The organism is Flavobacterium bizetiae (genome assembly GCF_902804475.1).
Lineage (GTDB): Bacteria > Bacteroidota > Bacteroidia > Flavobacteriales > Flavobacteriaceae > Flavobacterium > Flavobacterium bizetiae.
The window spans coordinates 53721-73968 of record NZ_CADCSU010000054.1; the positions used below are offsets into that span (position 1 = coordinate 53721).

The 20248-nt window shown below is 35.2% G+C and carries 16 protein-coding genes; 7 read left to right on the forward strand and 9 right to left on the reverse strand.

Annotated elements, in window-relative coordinates:
- Positions 1–225: 225 nt before the first annotated feature.
- Positions 226–2616: a TonB-dependent receptor gene (locus FLACOL7796_RS04970; RefSeq protein WP_173969728.1), complete on the forward strand. Its 2391-nt coding sequence runs from the start codon at positions 226–228 to the stop codon at positions 2614–2616.
- A 233-nt stretch (positions 2617–2849) separates the two neighbouring features.
- Here the strand turns inward: FLACOL7796_RS04970 and FLACOL7796_RS04975 are convergent, their stop codons facing one another.
- Positions 2850–3872, reverse strand: a complete 1023-nt coding sequence (locus tag FLACOL7796_RS04975; protein ID WP_173969740.1) for an LLM class flavin-dependent oxidoreductase — start codon at positions 3870–3872, stop codon at positions 2850–2852.
- A 161-nt stretch (positions 3873–4033) separates the two neighbouring features.
- Here FLACOL7796_RS04975 and FLACOL7796_RS04980 point away from each other — a divergent pair, with 161 nt between their 5' ends.
- Together FLACOL7796_RS04980 and FLACOL7796_RS04985 are read left to right on the forward strand one after the other, a co-directional pair.
- A complete protein-coding gene (locus tag FLACOL7796_RS04980; RefSeq protein ID WP_173969729.1) occupies positions 4034–4426 on the forward strand; it encodes a hypothetical protein in 393 nt (130 codons plus the stop codon).
- Positions 4427–4482: 56 nt separating this feature from the next.
- A complete protein-coding gene (locus FLACOL7796_RS04985; protein WP_173969730.1) occupies positions 4483–5898 on the forward strand; it encodes an aminotransferase-like domain-containing protein in 1416 nt (471 codons plus the stop codon).
- Positions 5899–6202: 304 nt separating this feature from the next.
- Here the strand turns inward: FLACOL7796_RS04985 and FLACOL7796_RS04990 are convergent, their stop codons facing one another.
- From FLACOL7796_RS04990 to FLACOL7796_RS05000, 3 genes are all read right to left on the reverse strand, one after another.
- On the reverse strand, positions 6203–6610 hold the full coding sequence (locus FLACOL7796_RS04990) for a DUF1634 domain-containing protein (protein ID WP_173969731.1): 408 nt from the start codon (positions 6608–6610) through the stop codon (positions 6203–6205).
- Positions 6597–7433 carry a sulfite exporter TauE/SafE family protein gene (locus tag FLACOL7796_RS04995; protein WP_173969732.1) on the reverse strand — a complete coding sequence of 279 codons (837 nt, stop codon included), beginning with the start codon at positions 7431–7433 and terminating at the stop codon, positions 6597–6599. The genes FLACOL7796_RS04990 and FLACOL7796_RS04995 overlap by 14 nt, the downstream gene beginning before the upstream one ends.
- A gap of 135 nt (positions 7434–7568) precedes the next feature.
- Positions 7569–8561 carry a helix-turn-helix domain-containing protein gene (locus tag FLACOL7796_RS05000; protein WP_173969733.1) on the reverse strand — a complete coding sequence of 331 codons (993 nt, stop codon included), beginning with the start codon at positions 8559–8561 and terminating at the stop codon, positions 7569–7571.
- 114 nt (positions 8562–8675) lie between these two features.
- On the opposite strand from FLACOL7796_RS05000, the gene FLACOL7796_RS05005 reads away from it, so the two are divergent.
- Positions 8676–11066, forward strand: coding sequence for a TonB-dependent receptor plug domain-containing protein (locus FLACOL7796_RS05005; protein WP_232067295.1), 2391 nt, complete (start codon positions 8676–8678; stop codon positions 11064–11066).
- 25 nt (positions 11067–11091) lie between these two features.
- Positions 11092–12354: a hypothetical protein gene (locus FLACOL7796_RS05010; protein WP_173969734.1), complete on the forward strand. Its 1263-nt coding sequence runs from the start codon at positions 11092–11094 to the stop codon at positions 12352–12354.
- A gap of 551 nt (positions 12355–12905) precedes the next feature.
- On the opposite strand, the gene FLACOL7796_RS05015 is transcribed toward FLACOL7796_RS05010, so the two are convergent.
- The 3 genes from FLACOL7796_RS05015 to FLACOL7796_RS05025 all read right to left on the reverse strand — a co-directional run bounded on the left by FLACOL7796_RS05015 (position 12906) and on the right by FLACOL7796_RS05025 (position 14271).
- Positions 12906–13121, reverse strand: a complete 216-nt coding sequence (locus FLACOL7796_RS05015; protein WP_173969735.1) for a hypothetical protein — start codon at positions 13119–13121, stop codon at positions 12906–12908.
- Between the two features lie 272 nt (positions 13122–13393).
- The gene (locus FLACOL7796_RS05020) at positions 13394–13825 is read right to left on the reverse strand and encodes a DoxX family membrane protein (protein WP_173969736.1); all 432 of its coding nucleotides are present in this window, start codon (positions 13823–13825) and stop codon (positions 13394–13396) included.
- Positions 13826–13893: 68 nt separating this feature from the next.
- A complete protein-coding gene (locus tag FLACOL7796_RS05025; protein ID WP_173969737.1) occupies positions 13894–14271 on the reverse strand; it encodes a winged helix-turn-helix transcriptional regulator in 378 nt (125 codons plus the stop codon).
- A gap of 81 nt (positions 14272–14352) precedes the next feature.
- Here FLACOL7796_RS05025 and FLACOL7796_RS05030 point away from each other — a divergent pair, with 81 nt between their 5' ends.
- Both FLACOL7796_RS05030 and FLACOL7796_RS05035 read left to right on the forward strand, forming a co-directional pair.
- Positions 14353–15231 (forward strand): NAD(P)H-binding protein, encoded by an 879-nt coding sequence (locus FLACOL7796_RS05030; protein ID WP_173969738.1) that lies wholly within the window; start codon positions 14353–14355, stop codon positions 15229–15231.
- Positions 15232–15405: 174 nt separating this feature from the next.
- Positions 15406–16419, forward strand: coding sequence for a zinc-binding alcohol dehydrogenase family protein (locus FLACOL7796_RS05035; protein ID WP_173969739.1), 1014 nt, complete (start codon positions 15406–15408; stop codon positions 16417–16419).
- A gap of 56 nt (positions 16420–16475) precedes the next feature.
- Here the strand turns inward: FLACOL7796_RS05035 and FLACOL7796_RS05040 are convergent, their stop codons facing one another.
- Positions 16476–17957, reverse strand: a complete 1482-nt coding sequence (locus FLACOL7796_RS05040) for a hypothetical protein (protein ID WP_232067296.1) — start codon at positions 17955–17957, stop codon at positions 16476–16478.
- Between the two features lie 49 nt (positions 17958–18006).
- The gene (locus FLACOL7796_RS05045; RefSeq protein WP_232067297.1) at positions 18007–19803 is read right to left on the reverse strand and encodes a T9SS type A sorting domain-containing protein; all 1797 of its coding nucleotides are present in this window, start codon (positions 19801–19803) and stop codon (positions 18007–18009) included.
- Positions 19804–20248: the final 445 nt, after the last annotated feature.

Below are 20248 nucleotides of genomic sequence, written 5' to 3' on the forward strand. Positions count from 1 at the left end.
AATAAAAAACATCAATTTATTATCTGAAAATCGATTTTTGATAATATAATTTTTGAATGGTAATGTAAGAAGTAAGATGTTTAAAATTAGATGTTTGTATTTTGATTGGAATTTCGGTTATAAGATATTTAGAATATTTTATATTCTTATTTAGAATAATTAAAAATAATTTGGTTAAAAAGGATTTAGCTATTACTTTTGCCCTCGAAATCAAAACCAAATAAAATGAATACATTAAGTATTAAAAGGGTACTATTTTTTCTGATGTTTTTAAGCTCATTACAAATGATGAGTCAGCAAGCGGGAAAAATAATAGGGAAAGTTTCTTTAAGCGGAAATGTTCCGGCAGAAAACATTTCTGTTGCTCTTAAAGGAACAAGATATAGCGCCGTTACAAATGAAAACGGACAATACGAAATTAAAAATGTTAAGCCAGCTACTTATACAATTAGTATTCACGCTGTAGGCATCCATTCGACAGAATCTCAAATTACTGTGACTGCAAAACAAACGGTAACTAAAAACTTTATGCTTTCTGAAAGTCAGGAAGATCTTGATGAAGTGGTTATTACTAAAAATAAGTACAAGCAAGATAAGCCTTCTTTGTCATTGCGTCTTCAGACTCCGGTACTTGAAATTCCGCAAAACATTCAAATTATAAGTGCTCAGACTTTAAAAGATCAACAAATTACAAGTATGAGTGATGGAGTGATTAGAAACGTGAGTGGTGCTGTGCGTTCAGAACACTGGGGAGATTTATACACGAATATAAAGATGCGTGGTTCTCAGGTTCAGGCTTTCCGTAACGGTTTTAATGTAGTTTCTTCTTCATGGGGACCTCTTACAGAAGACATGAGCTTTGTAGATCATATTGAGTTTGTAAAAGGACCGGCAGGATTTATGCTTTCAAGCGGTGACCCAAGCGGACTTTATAATGTAGTAACTAAAAAACCTACGGGAATCACTAAAGGTGAAGCTTCTGTAATAGCAGGAAGTTATGATTTTTACCGAGCAAGTATTGATCTTGACGGCAAACTGGATAAAAAAGGAAAATTATTGTACCGTTTTAATGCAGCGGCACAAAATAAAGGTTCTCATAGAGCTTATGAGCACAACGACCGTTATGTAATTGCTCCGGTGATTACATATCAAATTGATGATAAAACAAAGATTACAGCTGAATATAATTTTCAGTATGCGAACATGACTGAGGTTGGATCTTATTACGTATTTGGTCCTAAATCTCAAGGATATGCCACTTTACCGGTTGGATTTACTATGACACAACCAGGATTGCCGGATACTAATATACAAGATCATAGCGGATATTTTATGTTTGAGCATAAGTTTGATGATAACTGGAAACTAACAGCACAAACTTCTTATTTTAAATATCTGCAGGAAGGATATAGTTCATGGCCAAGCGCTGTAGGTTCAGAACAAAATACTCTTGGAGTAGGCAATATTATAAGAAATGTTAGTATTTGGGATGCAGAAAGTAATATGTACTTAGGTCAGATATTTGTAAACGGAAAATTCACTACCGGACCAGTTACCCATAAAGTATTAGGTGGTGTAGATTTAGGAAGTAAAGATTATATGGCAGATTGGGGACAATCTCATAAGCTTGATACTCCGGCAAATCCTTTTAATGTCTATAATCCAAATTACGGGACACCACCAAATGGTATGCCTGCTTTTGATCATACAACGCCGCTTTCTGTAAGAGCTGGTGGAAAAATAAACTCAGAATATGCAGCAGCATATATTCAGGATGAACTTGGTTTTCTTGAAAATAGATTAAGATTGACTCTTGCTGCAAGATATACCTGGATTAATCAGTCAAGTTTTGGAGAAACACAGGAAGACAGCCATATTACACCACGTGTAGGGGTTAGTTTTTCGGTAACAGATGATTTGGCTGTTTACGGATTATATGATCAGGCTTTTACGCCGCAGTCAGGTATTGTTAAGGATGGTAATGTAAAGCCACTTACTGGAAACAATGTCGAATTTGGTATCAAAAAAGATTGGTTTGATGGTTCTTGGAATACTAGTTTATCGGCTTACAATATTTTAAAGAAAAATGAACTTACTGCTGATCCGAACAATATTCCGGGTGGTCAACAATATAGTGTTGTTCTTGGAGAAAAAAGAGCTCAGGGTATTGAATTTGACTTAAGAGGAAAAATATTTGATGGCCTTAATTTAATTGCTAATTATGCTTTTACAGAATCTATTGTACTTGAATCTGATGTTACAACTATAAAAGAAGGTTCTGTTGTTCCGGGATATTCTAAACATACAGCAAATGCATGGTTAAATTATACGGTTCAGGATGGAAAACTAAAAGGATTAGGAGCTTCTATTGGAGGTACTTATCTTGCGGGTCGTGAAACAGATACTTGGAGTGTTGCATCAGAAAGATTACCAAACTATTTTAAACTTGATGGAGGTTTATCTTATGAAACAGGAAAAATAAAAATTACCGCAAACGTATTTAATATTTTAGATAAATATCTTTACAGCGGTTCTTACTATGAGTGGCTTGAAGCGTATTACTGGCAAACAGAAGCACCGAGAAACTTTAGAGTTGGTGTAACGTATAAATTTTAATTTTTTTAGCCCACGGATTAAGCAGGTTTAAACAGGTTTTCGCTGGTTTTTATTTTGCTTATCTTTACAAAACAAAAGCATCTGTCAATTGGCAGATGCTTTTTTTTAGGCTCAAAGACTCATAGTTTTATTAAATTTTTAAATACTAGGTAAACGTTATTATAGGATTTATTTCAAATAAAAAATCTGTGTCAATCCGTTTAAACCTGCGAAATCCGTGGGCTAAAATCTATTTATCCTTTATGAATCAACGGAATCACTTTAGACCCTATAAGTTCTATAGCGTTCATTAATTGTGTGTGCGTAAGTCCGGCATTATCCATCTGAAATGTAAATCTTGAAATTCCGCCTAGTGATTCACTGTGGCGTAAAATTTTCTCGGCAATACGTTCAGGATCACCTACAACCAAAACACCCTGATCGTCAATTAGCATATCAAATTTGTCTTTGGTTACAGGAGGCCAGCCGCGTTCTCTTCCTAATTTTGTCCATAGTTCAGCATAACCGGGATAATATTCTTCGATCGCTTTTTGAGTTGTATTACTTGCATAACCTGGTGAGTGTAAACCTACTTTAAGTTCTTCGGGTTTATAACCTGCGGCTTTTCCGGCTTCGCGATACAAATCGACCAAAGGTTTAAAACGATACGTTTGTCCACCAATAACAGCCACCATCAAAGGTAAGCCCAGCGATCCTGCTCTCACAAAGGACTCAGGAGTTCCGCCAACGCCTAGCCAGATAGGTAATTTTTCCTGTAAAGCTCTGGGGTATATTGGGAGATTATTCAACGCCGGACGAAATTTTCCCGACCAGGTGATAAATTCATTATCTCTAATTTGCAAAAGAAGGTCTAATTTCTCGCTAAAAAGTGCATCGTAATCATTTAGGCTATAACCAAAAAGGGGATAAGCTTCGATTGCAGATCCGCGGCCTACAACAATCTCGGCTCTTCCTTTTGATATTAAATCGAGTGTAGAGAAATTTTGGTATAACCTGACCGGATCAGCAGCACTTAAAACCGAAACAGCGCTTGCTAATCGTATGCGTTTGGTTCGTGCAGCAGCAGCGCCTAATATTACGGCTGTAGCCGAATCTAAAAACTCTTTTTTATGATGTTCTCCAATTCCAAAAACGTCAAGACCAGCCTGATCAGCCAGTTCGATTCTTTGTAATAATTGTTCCATCGCATCGACACTACTCAAAGTGTTGTTGTCTCCGTACATTGCCGAAGCAAAACTGTCTATACCAATTTCTATCATATAGTAAAGATATTAAATTTTATTTTTTCTGTTATGAAATGGTACTTTAAAGAATCGTAATTAATTTATCATCTGTACCCTGAAATTAAATGATTTTTGTATCTGTGTCCCGCTGTTTTTGAGTAGTAATTTTGAATAGAATTTAAACAACTATAGCAATGGATACCACTACTACCACCAACATTCAATTTAATCCAATCGATGTGTCTTCATTAAAATCTGTTGTAAATATTTATCAGAATAAGAAGCATGATCATGATGATTTTAAAACAGGATTATCGCCTTTTACAGATCATTTTGGACTTCCTTTAAGCATTGCTTGCTTCGAAAATCGAGTAATTGGTTATGCATTTGTAATACGTAATAAAGCAGGGGAAACTGAAATTAATTCGTATTGGGAAAAAGAATTTTACAGTATCGAAGCAGAGCACGATTTAAAATTTCATGCCCAAAAAACGTTTGATTCGATGTTTGCAGATCCGGAAACACGCACGATTAAACTTCAAAATGCTATCGAAAGATTATCGAATTGGTTAAATAGTTGTAATTAATACTAGAGGGTTACAGATGTAATTTTTGTAAATTTACCAGATACAGATTCAAAGAAATGGCAAAAGAGATTTTATACTTAAAAATTGCAAATATTATCGAAGAGCAGATTTTCTCCGAGACTTTAAAAATCGGAGATAAACTGCCTTCTATTCGTGCCTTGCAAAAATTGCACGATGTAAGTTTGAATACCATAAAACAGTCATTTTTAGAATTAGAAAGTAAATCGCTGATAGAATCCCGTCCTAAATCAGGATTTTATGTGAGTAAAACTTCTAATAGAAAGCTGTTAATCCCTTCTATGAATAAGCTTAAATTATCGGAACAAAAAACAACTTCAGAGGATTTAATCACAAAGGTTTTTGATAGTTTGAGCGATAAAGATATTACCCGATTTTCGATTGGAGTTCCCGATCCGAGTTTGCTGCCTATTGCCAAACTTAATAAAGGTCTCGCAAAAGTGGTGCGCAATCTGGCCGAAAGCGGTACAAGTTACGAACCTGTTCAGGGAAGTGCCAATTTGAGACGTAATGTTGCGAAGTGGGCTATTGTATTAGAAGGGAAATTGACTGAAGACGATTTTGTAACGACTTCGGGAGCTATGAATGCTATTTTTAATTGTTTAATGGCGGTTACCAAACGTGGCGATACCATTGCCATTGAAAGTCCGGTTTATTTTGGAATCATTCAGGTGGCGCAGAATATGGGACTTAATATTATCGAGTTGCCTACACATCCTACAACGGGAGTGGATTTAGAGGCTCTGAAAAAAGTGATTCATAAGGTTGATGTTTGCTGTTTTATGAGCAATTTCAGTAATCCGTTAGGGAGTTTAATGCCGGATCAAAATAAAAAAGAACTGGTAGAATTGCTTACCTATCACAATGTTCCTTTAATCGAAGATGATTTGTACGGTAATTTGTTTTTTGGAACAGTTCGGCCAAAACCTTGTAAATATTATGACGAAGCGGGAATCGTCATGTGGTGTGGATCAGTTTCTAAAACTCTGGCACCGGGATATCGCGTAGGATGGGTGGCACCGGGAAAATTCAAAGACAAAATCATCAGGCAAAAAATGGCGCACACGGTTTGTATGCCTTCGTTGTATCAGGAGGTAATTGCCGATTTCTTAGAGCACGGAAGATACGATCATCATTTAAGAAATTTAAGAAGTACATTATATACTAATTCGCTTCATTTTCAGCGTACGATCGAAGATCATTTTCCGGAAAACACTAAGATTTCGCAACCACAAGGAGGTTCTTTTTTATGGCTTGAACTCGATAAAAGTATTGATACCGCGGTTTTGTACGATAAAGCGATTCAGCAAAAAATAGGTTTTGCTCCGGGCAGAATTTTTACGCAACACGATCAATACAATAATTGTATGCGTCTTAATTTTGGTTTAGAATGGAAAGAAAAAGTAGAATTAGATCTAAAACGATTGGGGCAATTAGTCAAAAATAGTCTCTAAATAATTTGTGCCTTTAGGTACAAAATATCGGTAGCTTTTTAAAGTTTAAGATTGGTCAGCGTGCCGTAGGAACGCAACAAAAGTTAATTATGGCTTTTGGTATCCATGTTATATTTATTCTTCTATTTAGTTTACACGAAGACTTTGTACCTAACGGCACAAATATCTATTTGCGTACTTTGTTTTACCAATATTTTGTATCTAATGATACATAGGCCCGATGAATGATCTTAGTAATAATTACAAGTCTAGTTAAGATTTTTTTATCTGTTCAATCCTTTAATCTGTGGCAAATATTTTTTATCTAATGCGAAAATCCAAAGGAAACACTTATGAGAATAATCAAAATAACGATTAATGTGATTACTACATACAGATAATCTTTTTCTAAAAGAAAAGAAAATAGCGATAGTAAAACACGTAATACAGGCGTTAGAAAAAGTAAGATGATCCCAACGAATATTAATGATTCTCCATTTCCCTGAATAGCTCCGTTATAAATGGTTGAAATTACTTCGAATATATTACGGTCATTTTCCTTAAAAACAGAATAGTTTTCGATATCGTTGCTGTGTCCCATCAAATAAACAATTCCGCCAATAAAAGCGACTGACAATGAGATCCAGACACCGTAACGCAATAAATTACCAATGATGTATTGAAAATCTTTTTCTCCAAATTTTTCGTGTTGCATTGTCTTAGATTTTTCCATTAAGTCCGTTGTATATCATGTTCACTGCAAGCACAAAAATCAGGCACGCAAAAAATATTCTTAGTTTTTTAGGGTTTGTTCTTACCAGCACTTTTGCTCCGGCCATAGCCCCAAACAAAACACCAATAACAACTGGCATACAAATTCCAGGTTCGATATATCCTTTCTGAATGTAGATTACAGAACTCGCCATTGCCGTAACACCCATCATAAAATTACTGGTTGTAGTCGAAACCTTAAAAGGAATTCTCATGATATTGTCCATCGCAATTACTTTAAAAGCACCAGAACCTATTCCCAATAAACCTGACATCATTCCGGCGATTCCCATCATTCCAAAACCACCCACTACGTTTTTGGTTCCGTAATGTACCACTTGTCCGTTATGAGTAGGATAAGTTCCTTCAAGTCGTAATTTTTTAGCCAAAGGAGATGATTCTAAAACGATATGTTCTTCTTTTTTTCGAAGCGAATTAATAGCCGAGAAAATCAAAGTAAGACCAAATAATACGGCTATAAATGAAGTAGGAGCGATGGTAGAAAGTAAAGCTCCGCAAACAGCTCCGATAGTTGTGGCAATTTCAAGAAAAATTCCCAGTCGCATATTCGTGATTCCTTCCCTGACATAAGCTGCGGCTGAACCTGAGGAAGTTGCGATTACAGAAACCAAAGCGGCACCAATTGCATAATGAATGTCGACGCCAAGAATAACTGTTAAAAGGGGAATTATGATGATTCCGCCACCCAAGCCTGATAATGAGCCAATAAAACCTGCTAAAAAAGCACCAAGAATCATAATCAGGGTAAATGTAAGTACTGTCATTCGGATAAATTTTGTTGGTGCTAATTTACGAATTGATATTTGTTCGCGATGGATTTAGGAGCTTAAATAAAGCTTAAAAATGCGAAAACGTTATTTTAGCGCCATCGTGATTTTGTAATTGGGTACTTTATTTTACTATACTTTCAACCTCAATTTCGTTGGCGGATAGCCAAAAATCCTTTTAAAAGCAATACTAAAGTTGGATACATTCTGATAACCTGAAAGAAGGCTGATTTCCTGAATAGAAAGCGATGTATCAGAGAGATAATGTCTGGCTTTGTTCATTCTGATTTCTTGCAGATAGCCAAAAACCGTATCGCCAAAAACGGTTTTAAAACCTTCTTTGAGTTTGGTTTGGTTTACGCCAACTTTGCGGGCCAATTCTACAATAGTAAAAGGATGATCGATATTCTCGCGAATTAATTGTGCTGCAAATTTTATTTTTTCGACATCATTTCCGGCTAAATTCATCGCTTCTTTATCAGTATCTAAACTATAATGGCTTAAAGCAATAAGCTCGTAAATTTTAGATTCCATGTAGATTTTTCGGGTAAGTCCGCGGTAAAAACAGTTTTTAATATCCTGCATTACACCAAAAATTTTGGCGCTTATTTTGATCTCGCCTTTTGCCAGAGTCGAACTCACATTTTTCTGGATATTATTCAGGAAATTATCCATTGCTTTCGATTCTCCCTCATATTTGGTAAGTACATCAAGAGGAAGATGAATATCGAAAGTGTTGTAAATGATATTTTTTTTGAAATTGATTTTAGCGTGATTATCCTGAGCAGAAAGAAACGTGATATTACCCGACATTGGCGCAACAAAATCAGCAGAATTTGTAGTGTTTTTGTATCCAATTCCCTGATCAGAAAGATTAAAATGCATTTCTAAAAGTGAGGAATCTCCTCGTCCGGAAATCGCAACATCATCGTGAAGCTGATAATTTCCTTGCAGAATCGATAAGTCTTCTGTAATGGTTTGTTCATGATATAAAATATCGCCTTTTGGTGTTACGAACTTTATATCTTTTTCATCTTCAATTAATTGATTTGAAAGTAAAGTTTGTTCTTTAGGAATTACCTCAAGAAAGTCTGTAAAATCATCTGAATCAATTTTAAATGCCATTATTATACTTCTATATTCATAATTAATACTTCCACTTTCATAAGTACATCCATAAGTAATCAAATACTTTTGCACTTGCAAATATAATTTATAATCAGTTTAAATAAAAACAGTTTGACAATTAAATTAAACCTTATGTTTATGCTATTGGTTGGTTTTTTCTCCGGAAATGCTTGTCCGATTTATATTCATATTGAAGATAATCTTGGAAACTCTGTATCCGGAGCGACCATTTTGGTAGATAATAAACCAATGGGACTTACCAATAGTTCCGGAACTTTAGAACTTTCGCTTTCTGCCGGAAATCATATAGTCGAATTATCAAAAAACGGAACTTCAAAAATTACACGTGCCATTTCGGTTTTATGTAATGATAACGAACATTTCAAATTTACTTTGGATGTTTCTAATGCTGATGCAAAGTTAAAAGAAGTTGTTGTACAATCAAAAACCGTCAAAAAACAAATAGAAGAATCTCCTTTTTCTGTTCAGGTTGTAGATCTTAAAAAACAATATGACAAAGCCGGAGATGTTGGCGATATCCTGAACCGAACTTCGGGCGTAAAACTAAGAACTGACGGAAGCATGGGCTCGCAGGTACAAATAAACCTGGGAGGTTTACAAGGAAAAGCAGTTCGTTTTTTTAAGGATGGAATTCCAATTGAGTTATTCGGGCATGGGTTTAGTCTTGGTACAATTCCGGTAAATATGCTCGACAGGGTTGAAATTTACAAAGGCGTTATGCCGGTTTATCTGGCTTCTGATGCTTTGGGTGGTGGAGTGAATTTAGTAAGTCGTACTTCCAATAAAAACTACGCTGAGGGATCTTATGAAATTGCTTCTTTTAATACCCACAGAGCAACTGCAAATCTTTACTTTCAAAATAAAAAGAATAATTCGTTGTACGGAGGGTTTAATGGTTCTTTTAATTATTCTGATAACAATTATACGGTTAATGCACCTTTTTATGATATCAATACAAGCAAGCAGGAATTTAGAGATACCAAACGTTTTCATGATCTTACGCGTGCTTTTTATGGCGAGGGTTTTATTGGTTTAAAAAATAAATCCTGGGCAGATGATTTTCGTTTAACACTGATTTACTCGGAGTTTTACAAACAAATTCAGAACGACGCGCAAATGATTAATGTTTATGGTCAGGCATTTTCTAAAGAGCAAAACTATACCGGAATGGTGAATTATAAAAAGCAATTTTTTGATAATAAACTAAAGGTTAATTTCCTCGCTAATTACAGTCATTTTAATACCAAATTTATTGATACAGCAACCGTTCGTTATGACTGGGGCGGCAATATAATCGCGAGAAATATGCAACCGGGAGAAATTAATACCGGAAACGATCAGCGATTGAAATACAATTTTGTTTCGGCAAGATTAAACGCAGAATACAAACTTTCAGACCGCAACTTTTTAGAGTTTAGTGAGATGTTGTATTATCAAAGACGAAAAGGAAGTGATCCGCTAGGAGCAATTTCGGTTATAGAAGGTGTTGATGTTTTAACGATTCCGGCCACTTACAAAAAAGACAATCTGGCTGTAGCCTGGCGTTCTCTTTGGTTTGACAGTAAAGTTGAAAGTATTGTTGCTGCCAAATATTACCATTACAACACAGAAGGTTTTACGACAGATAATTACGGTTTTGCCTGGAAAGCTACCAAAGATGACAATCAGCCGGGTTATTTGGGTGGATTAAAATGGTCAAACGATCATTATTTACTAAAGATGTCCTACGAATATGCGACTCGTTTACCAGATGAATATGAAATTTTTGGAGATGCCAGACTGGTAAAAGAAAACTTAAATCTTGATCCTGAAAAGAGTCATAATTTGAATCTAAATGCACAATATTCTTTTAATGAAGAAAATAAAAGCTTAACAGTTTCGGGTGGACTTTTTTACAGAAAAGTAAAAGATATTATTTTCCTTCAGCTTGATATTCCGTTTAGCCGATACATTAATTATGAAAATTCGATTGTTAAAGGTTTTGAGTTCGAAACCAATTATTATCCAGTAAAATGGCTAAATACAGGATTTAATGTAACCTATCAGGATATCAGAAGAGTTAATATTAAGGAAGCTACTTTTAAATATCTTGAAGATTCTCGCGTGCCAAATATTCCGTTTTTGTTCGGGAACTTTTGGGTCAATACTTATTTCAAAGATTTGTTTAAAGGCGGAGATAATCTTAATATAAGCTGGAATGCCAATTATACTCATCGATTTTTCTTAGTCGCAATTCCTAAAAATCAAGAGCCTTCTTTATTTGGAAAAGTCGAAGATTTTCAGACTTCTCTGATCATTCCTAAAGATGGAAGAACGGGACAATTTTCTAATGATCTTGGTGTGTATTATCATTTTTCGAATCAAAAAACTACTGTTTCTGCCGAATGCCGCAATATTGGAGACGCGAAGTTGTATGACAATTTTAATGTTCAGAAACCAGGAAGATCTTTCCACCTTAAACTAGTATATCAAATTTTTTAAATCAACCATAAATCAGAAATTAATTATGAAAAAGAGTAACAGATTTCGTTCTATACTTGCATGTTTAGCTGCCGGTATGCTTGTTATTGCTTGTAGCAGTGACGACGATAATAAAACAGATAACGGTAACACAGACAATACTTTACCAAAAAATGAAACTTGGGTTATTTATAACGGAGCCGCTAACTGGAGTGGTGGTGTTTATGCCTTAAGAGATAATAAATCAAGAGAAATTAACCTTTCAGGACTTCCGTTTCTTCAATTGGCTTATTCAGGTGGAGGTAGAACTTTAGATAAAACACTTTTTAAAGTAAATGACGTTTCGAACACGAAGCAGGGAATTAACAAAATGGGATTCAATGCTGCCGGAAATGTGGTAGATCAGGGATTTTTGCCTTCTCTTTCTAACGCTTACGAAACCAATTACCTTATTGCAAGTGCTACTGAAGGATATTACTGGGATAAAGTAAGAGGTGGTTTGAAATTGCAAAAGTTTAATCCGTCGACTATGGAAAGAACGGGCGAAATTGATTTCAGTTCTCTGTCAGAAGGGCAACCGCTTGAATCTGTAGGACAATTGATTATTGCTAAAAGAGATAATAAATTGTACTTAGACTTATTATTAGGTTCTAAAGCAGCAGGAAACTGGCAGGTAACTCCGGTAACAAAAGAGGTTGCAATTGTAGTTTATGACCTGACTGCAAACAAAATCGAAAATGTAACTAAATTGCCTGGAACTACGAATTTAGGGGTATTTATCGATCACGTTTTATGGAGTCTTGATGAGGTAACAAAAGATTTATATTTTGCTACTGTTGGAGATATGAAAACGCAACCGGCGGATTATTCGTCTAAAATTCTTAGAATTAAAAGCGGTGCCACTACGTTTGATACCACATTTGCAATTGATATGAAAACCTACCAATTTCCGGCAGAATTCAACAGATTATTTGCTTACAATAACAAAGTTTACACTACAATTCCTTCAAGAGCAGTTTCTTACTACGGCGGCGGACAACATGGTGTGAAATACAGAGACGATGTTTGGTTCTGGAACGAAATTGACGCGACTTCTAAAAAAGCAACTCGTTTGAATATTCCGGTTGATAATTTCTATTGCAACCAAAATCCATTTTTTCATAACGGAGAAATCTATTTCTTATCGAACAATGCTACAGATGGTTTCTCTGGTGTTACACAATACAACCCAAATTCAGGAGCTACAAAAGAAACTTTCCGTTTAAAAGAAAGCGGAAGAATCTTAGGATTTAATATTATCAAAGACTAAAACTTGTTTTTGCCCCGAATAAGAGCTTAGATTTGGAACTATTTTTTTTGACAGAAGTAACTTTTTTAGAAAGTTGCTTCTGTTTTTTTTTTTGTTTTTATAATTTTTAGGAGCTAATCCCGCACCCGAGCCTGAAAGAGCGAACTGGCGAAGCAATTCGTTCCAATCTTTTTATTTTTTAAAGAAAAAAATAAAAAGGATTTTCACTTCTATCGGGGCTAGGGCACTCGTTTTCATAATAATATTTTCGTATAGTTTGTCATCTTGAGGAACGAAAGATCGCACAAGAAATGCCGCAATCTGTATCGCCAATCTTTGTAGAATCCCGCGTGTGATCCTTCCTTCGTCAGGATGACAAGATTGCAGGTAGCTGTGATGAGTAAAATAAAAAAATCCGTTAATATCCGCGTTTTCGCGAAGCGAATCCGTGTCATCCGTGTGCCATTAAAAGCAAAGTACTTATAATAAATGCCACAAAAAAAAACTCCATTGCAATAATGGAGTTTTTATAAAAACAATAGTCTGAATCCTTTACTAAACAGGATCATGATCTATTTTTTTGCTTTTGCGACAGAATCTCTTTTTATGGCAGATGTATCTGCTGGTACAGTTGCTGTATCTATTGCAGTGTCTACACTATCTATTGCTACTTCGGTAGAATCTACGTATGTATTGTCTGCCGGGATTGTTTCATTTTTCTTGCACGAAAATGAAAGTCCGATTAAGATAAAAAGAAATGCGATTTTTGATTTGATTAGCGTTTTCATAATTTCATTTATTTCGTTAATAATTAATTATTTCAAAATTAGCGGTTTAGGTTTTTAATCCTTTACATGATTCTTAATTTTGTTTTATAAAATACTCATTATTAATGTTTTAAAATTATAATTGCTTTTCTTTAAAATAAAGGTTTTTATGAAAACGAGTGCCATAGCTCAGACAGCAGCGGCATCCTTTTGTGGTGGTCCCGATAGCTATCGGGAACCACAAAAGATATAGTGGATGGCTGGATTAGCTACAAATTATTATAATGAATTTTTTACTTATTATCGACTGCAAAAGAAGTTCTGCTAATTGTAGAAAGCAATAAAGCCGCCGCAGCATTTGTTAGAACCGAATAGTCAAAAGGTGCTTTTACAGCAACAGAAACGGCCATGGATATTGCGAAAAGAAGCATTAATGCGGCAGTTCCCAAAGCGGCATATTTTGTTTTGAATCCGATGATTAGTGAAACTCCAAATGTTATTTCGAAGAAGGTGGCCAAAGTGCCTAAAATTCCAGCAACAGATGTACTTACAAAAGGATTTAGTGTGTGGGTATAGGCAATAAAATTTTCCCAATTTCCCCATGCAACTCCCGGATCACCCGGCGAGCCCCAAAGTCCGAAGCGGTCTGCAACGGCCGAAAGCATTGTGATTCCTAAAACTATTCGTAAAATTAAACCTGCTTGTGGTATTGATATGTTTTTCATTTTTGGATGTATTTTTACGTAAATATAATAAGATGGCAAGTAACTGTATAGTCCAGTTTTTATAAATACTACAGCCCAGATTCTGACTTAAAGCCATCTTCTTTATCCTTAAAAGCCCATGTTGCCATCGCTTCTATAACAGGCATTAAGCCTTTTCCTGCATTACTAAGTTTGTAGGTTACAAAAGGAGGAACAACTGGTTTTGCTTCGCGAATAACGAGATTATCTGCTTCGAGCTGTTTGAGATGCTGAATGAGCATTTTTTCAGTCACTGCCGGAATGGCTCTTTTTAACTCGCTGTAACGTTTGCTTCCGCCCGAAAGATGGTAGATAATAATGGGTTTCCAATAGCCGCCAATTTTTTCCATTACATAAGTTACAGGACATTGTTCTAAGGCATATTGCTTATTTTCCTGAATAGTCGACGATTCTTTGATTGCTGTCATTTGCATACTTTAGGGTAAGTACTTGTATAAAAGTAAGTACAAATATACCTTTGTTACAGATAATAAAAAAATAAATTAGTTATGAAAATTACAATCTCAGGTTCTTTAGGAAATATAGGAAAACCGTTAACAACAAAATTGATTGCTTCAGGCCATGAAGTAACCGTAATAACAAGCAATACTGACAGAGTTGAAGCAATTGAAGCGCTAGGTGCAAAAGCAGCTGTAGGTTCAGTAAGCGATCTAAGTTTTTTAAAAAGCGCTTTTACAGCCGCTGATTCCGTTTTTGCAATGACTCCGCCAAATTTAGGAGGATCTAATATTATTGCTAATACAACAGCCGCAGGACAAGCATTGGTAACTGCAATTAGCGAAGCAGGAGTAAAGCGAGTGGTAATGCTAAGTAGTATTGGTGCCGATTTACCTACAGGTACAGGACCAATTGCGGGACTTTATAATATCGAAAAAATATATGAAGGATTAGAAAATGTATCGCTGACTTTTCTTCGTGCCGGATTTTTCTATACCAATTTGTACAATGATGTTCCGATGATTAAAGGGGCGGGGATTATAGGTTCTAATTATGGAGCTACAACTGTGATTCCGTTTGTGCATCCGGTTGATATTGCAAATGCAGTTGCTGAAGAATTACAAAAAACTCTATCAGGAAAAAACATCCGTTATATCGTAAGTGATGTAAAAACGCCAGGTGACGTCGCAAAAACTTTAGGTTTAGCTATTGATAAACCACAATTACCTTGGATTGAGTTTACCGATGAACAGGCGCTTGGCGGAATGAAAGAAGCAGGATTGCCAATAGAAATGGCCGAATTGTATGCAGAAATGGGTTCAGGTTTAAGAAGCGGTAAGATTCAGGAACATTTTTTAAGCAACCAATTTCCAGTTGATGGAAAAATTAAATTAGAAGATTTTGCAAAGGAATTTGCTGCTCAATTTTAATCACATTATTTTATAAAAAAGAAAGCCAATTGTAAAATTGGCTTTTTTTGTATGTTATAATGAAAGAGTTTTTGAGCTGATAAAAATATACAGATATACAATCAACTTATACCATTCTTAAAATTAGATCTGCTAGTATCTTTGTAGTACAATGACAACTAAAAAATTAAAAAGATGAAAGCTATAGGATTTAAAACATCATTACCCATAACTGAAGAAGAGAGCTTTGTAGCATTTGAAACTGCAAAACCTATTCCGGGTTCGCATGATTTATTAGTAAAAATAAGTGCCGTATCTGTAAATCCTGTAGATTTTAAAATACGTCAGAATAGTGCAAAAGATACTGTTTTAGAAACGCCAAAAATAATTGGCTGGGATGCCGTAGGAATTGTTGAAGCAGTAGGAGAAAACGTTCGTTTATTTGAGGTGGGCGATTCCGTATTTTACGCCGGAGATATTACAAAACAAGGAAGCAATGCCGAATATCAGATTATCGATGAACGAATTGTAGGGAAAAAACCAACGTCTTTAACTATCGAAGAAGCTGCTGTAATACCTTTAACGGGTTTAACGGCTTGGGAAATACTATTTGATCGTATCAGAATCAATCCTGAAAAAGACAAAGGAAAATCGATTTTAATTATTGGTGGTGCTGGCGGAGTGGGTTCTATTGCGATTCAGCTCGCTAAGAAAATTGCAGGTTTAATGGTGATTGCAACGGCTTCTCGCCCGGAAACTATCGATTGGTGTAAACAACAAGGTGCTGATTTTGTGGTAGATCATAAAGATTTGATTGCTTCGGTTCGTGAAGCAGGATTTCAATACGTAGATTTTATTGTAGATTTTGTTGATACGAATGCGTATTGGGATACGATGGTCGAATTGATAAAACCTCAAGGACATATTGCGTCTATTACCGGAAGTAGTGATCCTGTAGCGCTGAACAAGCTAAAAAATAAAAGCGCCTCCTTTTCATGGGAGTTAATGTACACGCGTTCGATGTTTGAAACTGATGATATTCAGGAACAACATACTATTCTCAATAAAATAGCGGATCTTTTAGATGATGGAACATTAAAAACTACTGTAAACAAAACGCTTATCGGGCTTACAGCGGATAACTTTAAAAAAGCTCATGAGTTACTGGAATCTGGAAAAACTATTGGGAAGATTGCTATTAAGTTTTAATATAAATTCAAATGAAAAAGGGAATAGAATTGTTTTCTATTCCCTTTTTCAAATGATTACTTGATATTAATTGCCGTATTTAGAATTGTCACATCACCCGAACCTGAACTACGTTGTATCCAAATTTCTACATAATCATTATTTGATAATTCAACAGTTCCATTTATAGGAACAACAACTACATCAGTAACTAGAAGGCCACCATTCAGTCTGGCATAAATTTTATATTGAGCTAATGGGGCTCCATTTTTGCCAATAGAAATGACATAAACTCCTGTATTGGTAGATTGAGAAGTTATAGAGCCTGAAATTTGAAAAATTCTTTTCTTTTTTCCTAAATATTTCAATCGATTACTTATACCCGAGTCTGTAGAAAATCGAAATAAATTATAAGATGTAGTTGTTCCGGGAACTTTTACAGTACCAGTAGGATTTGCTCCTCCAAATGTAGTGAAACCAGTACCTCCATCAATTGCAAAATCCCCCACCGCATTTGCATCAGACTCAGTAGGAATTCCAGCGCACCTTACATTCCAGTTGTTATTAAAATTATATCCTGTATACGTTCCTGTGGTATATGGTTTTATATATCCTGTAGTATTACTTCCTGTAAATACAACCGATTCTAGCACTGCGTCACCACTTATAGTAGGATTTGCAGATACATCAAAACCTATCGCAGGAGTATTAACCTGGCTAAATCCACCTTGTTTTTCAACTAATGTAAAGATTCCGGTTAATTTTTCGAAGGTTCCTGTATTATTACCAAACCATCCTAAATTACTAAGTAATAGTTGTGTAATGTTATTATAAGTTATTCCGTTTGTATTTCCGGAAAATTGGATAATACTTAAGAAGACCAATCCAAAACCGGAGATTGTACCTACACTACTAGAACCTGTAACGATACAATCTCTAAAAATTAAGTTTTGCGTTGCAGCTCCGCTAAGATTAAAAACATTTCCTGCTGTAGCAGTTAAAGTTACACCTCTAATGCTTCCTCCATTTGCACCTTCAAAAATATTGCCTGTAGGACGAATGATAATATCATCGTTTGCATCTAATCCCTGAACATACGCATTGTTTAAATCAATAGGAAAATTAAACGATACTATACCATTTATTTCATATAAAGTATTCGAGCTTAAAAGATATTTAGATCCTCCACCATTAGCCAGTTCCGTGGCTAAAACTATAGCCAAATTATCGGTAGATTTTATACGTTTAAAATTAATTCTTCCGGGTGTGCCACTGATTATTGGTAACCATGAAGAAGAACCTGTCGAATAATAATAAAATGTTTTTAAATCAATATCATATACCATTAATCCGTCTGCAGGAGTCGCTATAGCATTTCTCTGAACTGTTGTCATTCTGGGAGCTAACATTCCCTTTGTTGTAGAGGTAATATCTAAAATAGAAGTAGCATCCGGCGTTGTTGTTCCAATCCCAATTTGTGCATTTCCTATAAAAGTAACAAGAAAGAAAAACAACAATAAAAATGTCTTATGATTCTGTAAAGTAAGTTTAGTTCTCATAATTGCTAAGTATTAGTTAGTGGTATATTTTTGATACAATGTTTAAATTTTATTTACCTGAATTTGAAATGACAATTTTCTCAGTAAATCTTTGGTTATCGGTTGTTAAGAATTCAGAAATGTAAATTCCGCTGCTTAATCCCGTGGTAGAAAAAGTATAATTTTCATCCGTTCCCAAATCTTTTTTAGACAATACTGTTTTGCCTAAGACATCATAAAGTTTAAAAGATTTCAACGCAAAATTATTTGGATTTGAAGCCTTTAAATTCTTATTGATATTATCCTGACTGATGAAAAATTGTTTTAGTGAATTATTTTCAACACCAAGTGTAGTGGCATCTTTAAAAGTAATTTTAAAGCGGTCATTGTAAACGCCCGGAGTAACGCTAACCTCGTAAGTTCCGTTTTTAACGTCATGATAAGAATCATCAAGGGCATCATAAATATAAATCTTCTGATTTGGATCAAAGTTGATGACTTCTGGAATAAAAAACTTAAAAGTAGTGGCAGTAGCAACTTTTACAGCAAGTGCAATTTTCTTTGTGTCATCATAATTGATTCCCTGAATAACGTAGCTGCCATCTTCTATCCTAAAAGTAACATCATTAGGCAAGTCATCATCCATATTTAAAGCATCAATACCATAATCAACTCCATCTGTTGCAGTTGATAAAAAAGCCAATGCTAATTGTCTCGTAAATTGGTTGTTAATAATCGTATTTAATCTAAGGTATGAAAGCTCTTCAACGGCTTCTTCATTAGATTGCTCTTTTTTAGTATTACTTCCTTTTGAAGTATTTCTTTCAAACTGAGAATCTCCAGGAGCTTCTTTCACAAAAATCCTATGGCTATTTCTGAATGTAGCAATTCCGTTTGCATTAGCATTAAGAACAAATCCCTGACCAATAGGAGAGAATCTGCGATTGATAATAAGCGAAGATATTGATCCGCCATTGTTTACCGTTCCATCTCCGTTATAAGAACTAAAAGTGGCAGGAGTATATATACCAGGCGAGTTTCTGCTTACAGGAGAATATGCTTCATAACCTCCTCTGTAATTGATAAGTGTATGCGAGTTTACGGTTTTATCTTGTTCCCAAAAATAAGCTGTACCTCCGCTTGCAGTGTTTGATGCATCTAAAAGAAAAGCATTTAAGTCTAATGCCGATGGATAAGGATTACCAGTTAAGGTCGTATTATTTGCAAGAAGGTTTACCGTAATATCGCCATCATTTGGTTTTCCTCTAAAATCATATCGTTGCGCACTTCCTGGATTATTCGTTACTCCGGTTCCTTCAGGATCTGTTCCATCGGTTCCGCTTGTACCTTTCATAGAAAAACCTTGTCCGGGAGCCAATGTCGTAGTTCCGCCAACAAATACCCATTGCGAATAACTGGTAGCATTAATGAGTTTATAAATCCACTTTTGGGCTATAGCCAAAGGGCTCGCCGTTCCGTCTGAATTGGTAGCAGGCAGTATAGTCGCTGCTAGCGATGAAGTAGAAGTTGTGGGTCTGCTTAACATTGTGATCCCAAAATTTCCATTTCCTATAGCGCTAGGGTCTCCAACAGGTGAGCACCAATAATTATAACTATAATTGTTTGTAGTACCTTCCTGATAAACAGATACAGTTCCTGTTCCGCTATTAGTTGAAGTTCCAGTGGTTCCTTGTACCAATTGCGAATTATTTCGTAAATACAAATTCGAGCCTGCGCCTAAATTAATATCCTGCTGAACAAAAAGTACTTCACTTTTTACATACATATATGCACTTGGACTGAAATAAATTTGTGAAACTGATTTTGTAGTGGTCAGTATCAAAATAAGTAGTATCGTTTTTTTCATAACTTATGATAAAAGATTAAACTGTTGATTTTGATTTTCTTAAGATAAAAAATATGCCAAGCAAAATTCCAATTGCAAAAAGTATTGCGATTTCACTATCTATGGGTACTGGATCACCAACCGGAGGTATACCTCGTGGCTGAGGTACGGGGGGATCGGGCATGGCATGACTGGTATACGTAATGCAAAAAAATAAGGCTAATAGTAACTTTCTGGCTTTCATATAGGTAATTCTAGATTTGGGTAAATAAAATTCATGAAAAAGAAAAATTATTACGTATCGATAATTTAATCGGTAAGAATAATTTTATAAAAAAAAGAACGGCCTGTAAAAATTTGTTGGTTTAGATAAAAATGTGCTTAAATGTAATTTTTTGGCTACGAAATGAAAATAAGATAATCTGTTAAAACGTAAATCAATCTGATAAAAAAACACGTACTTATC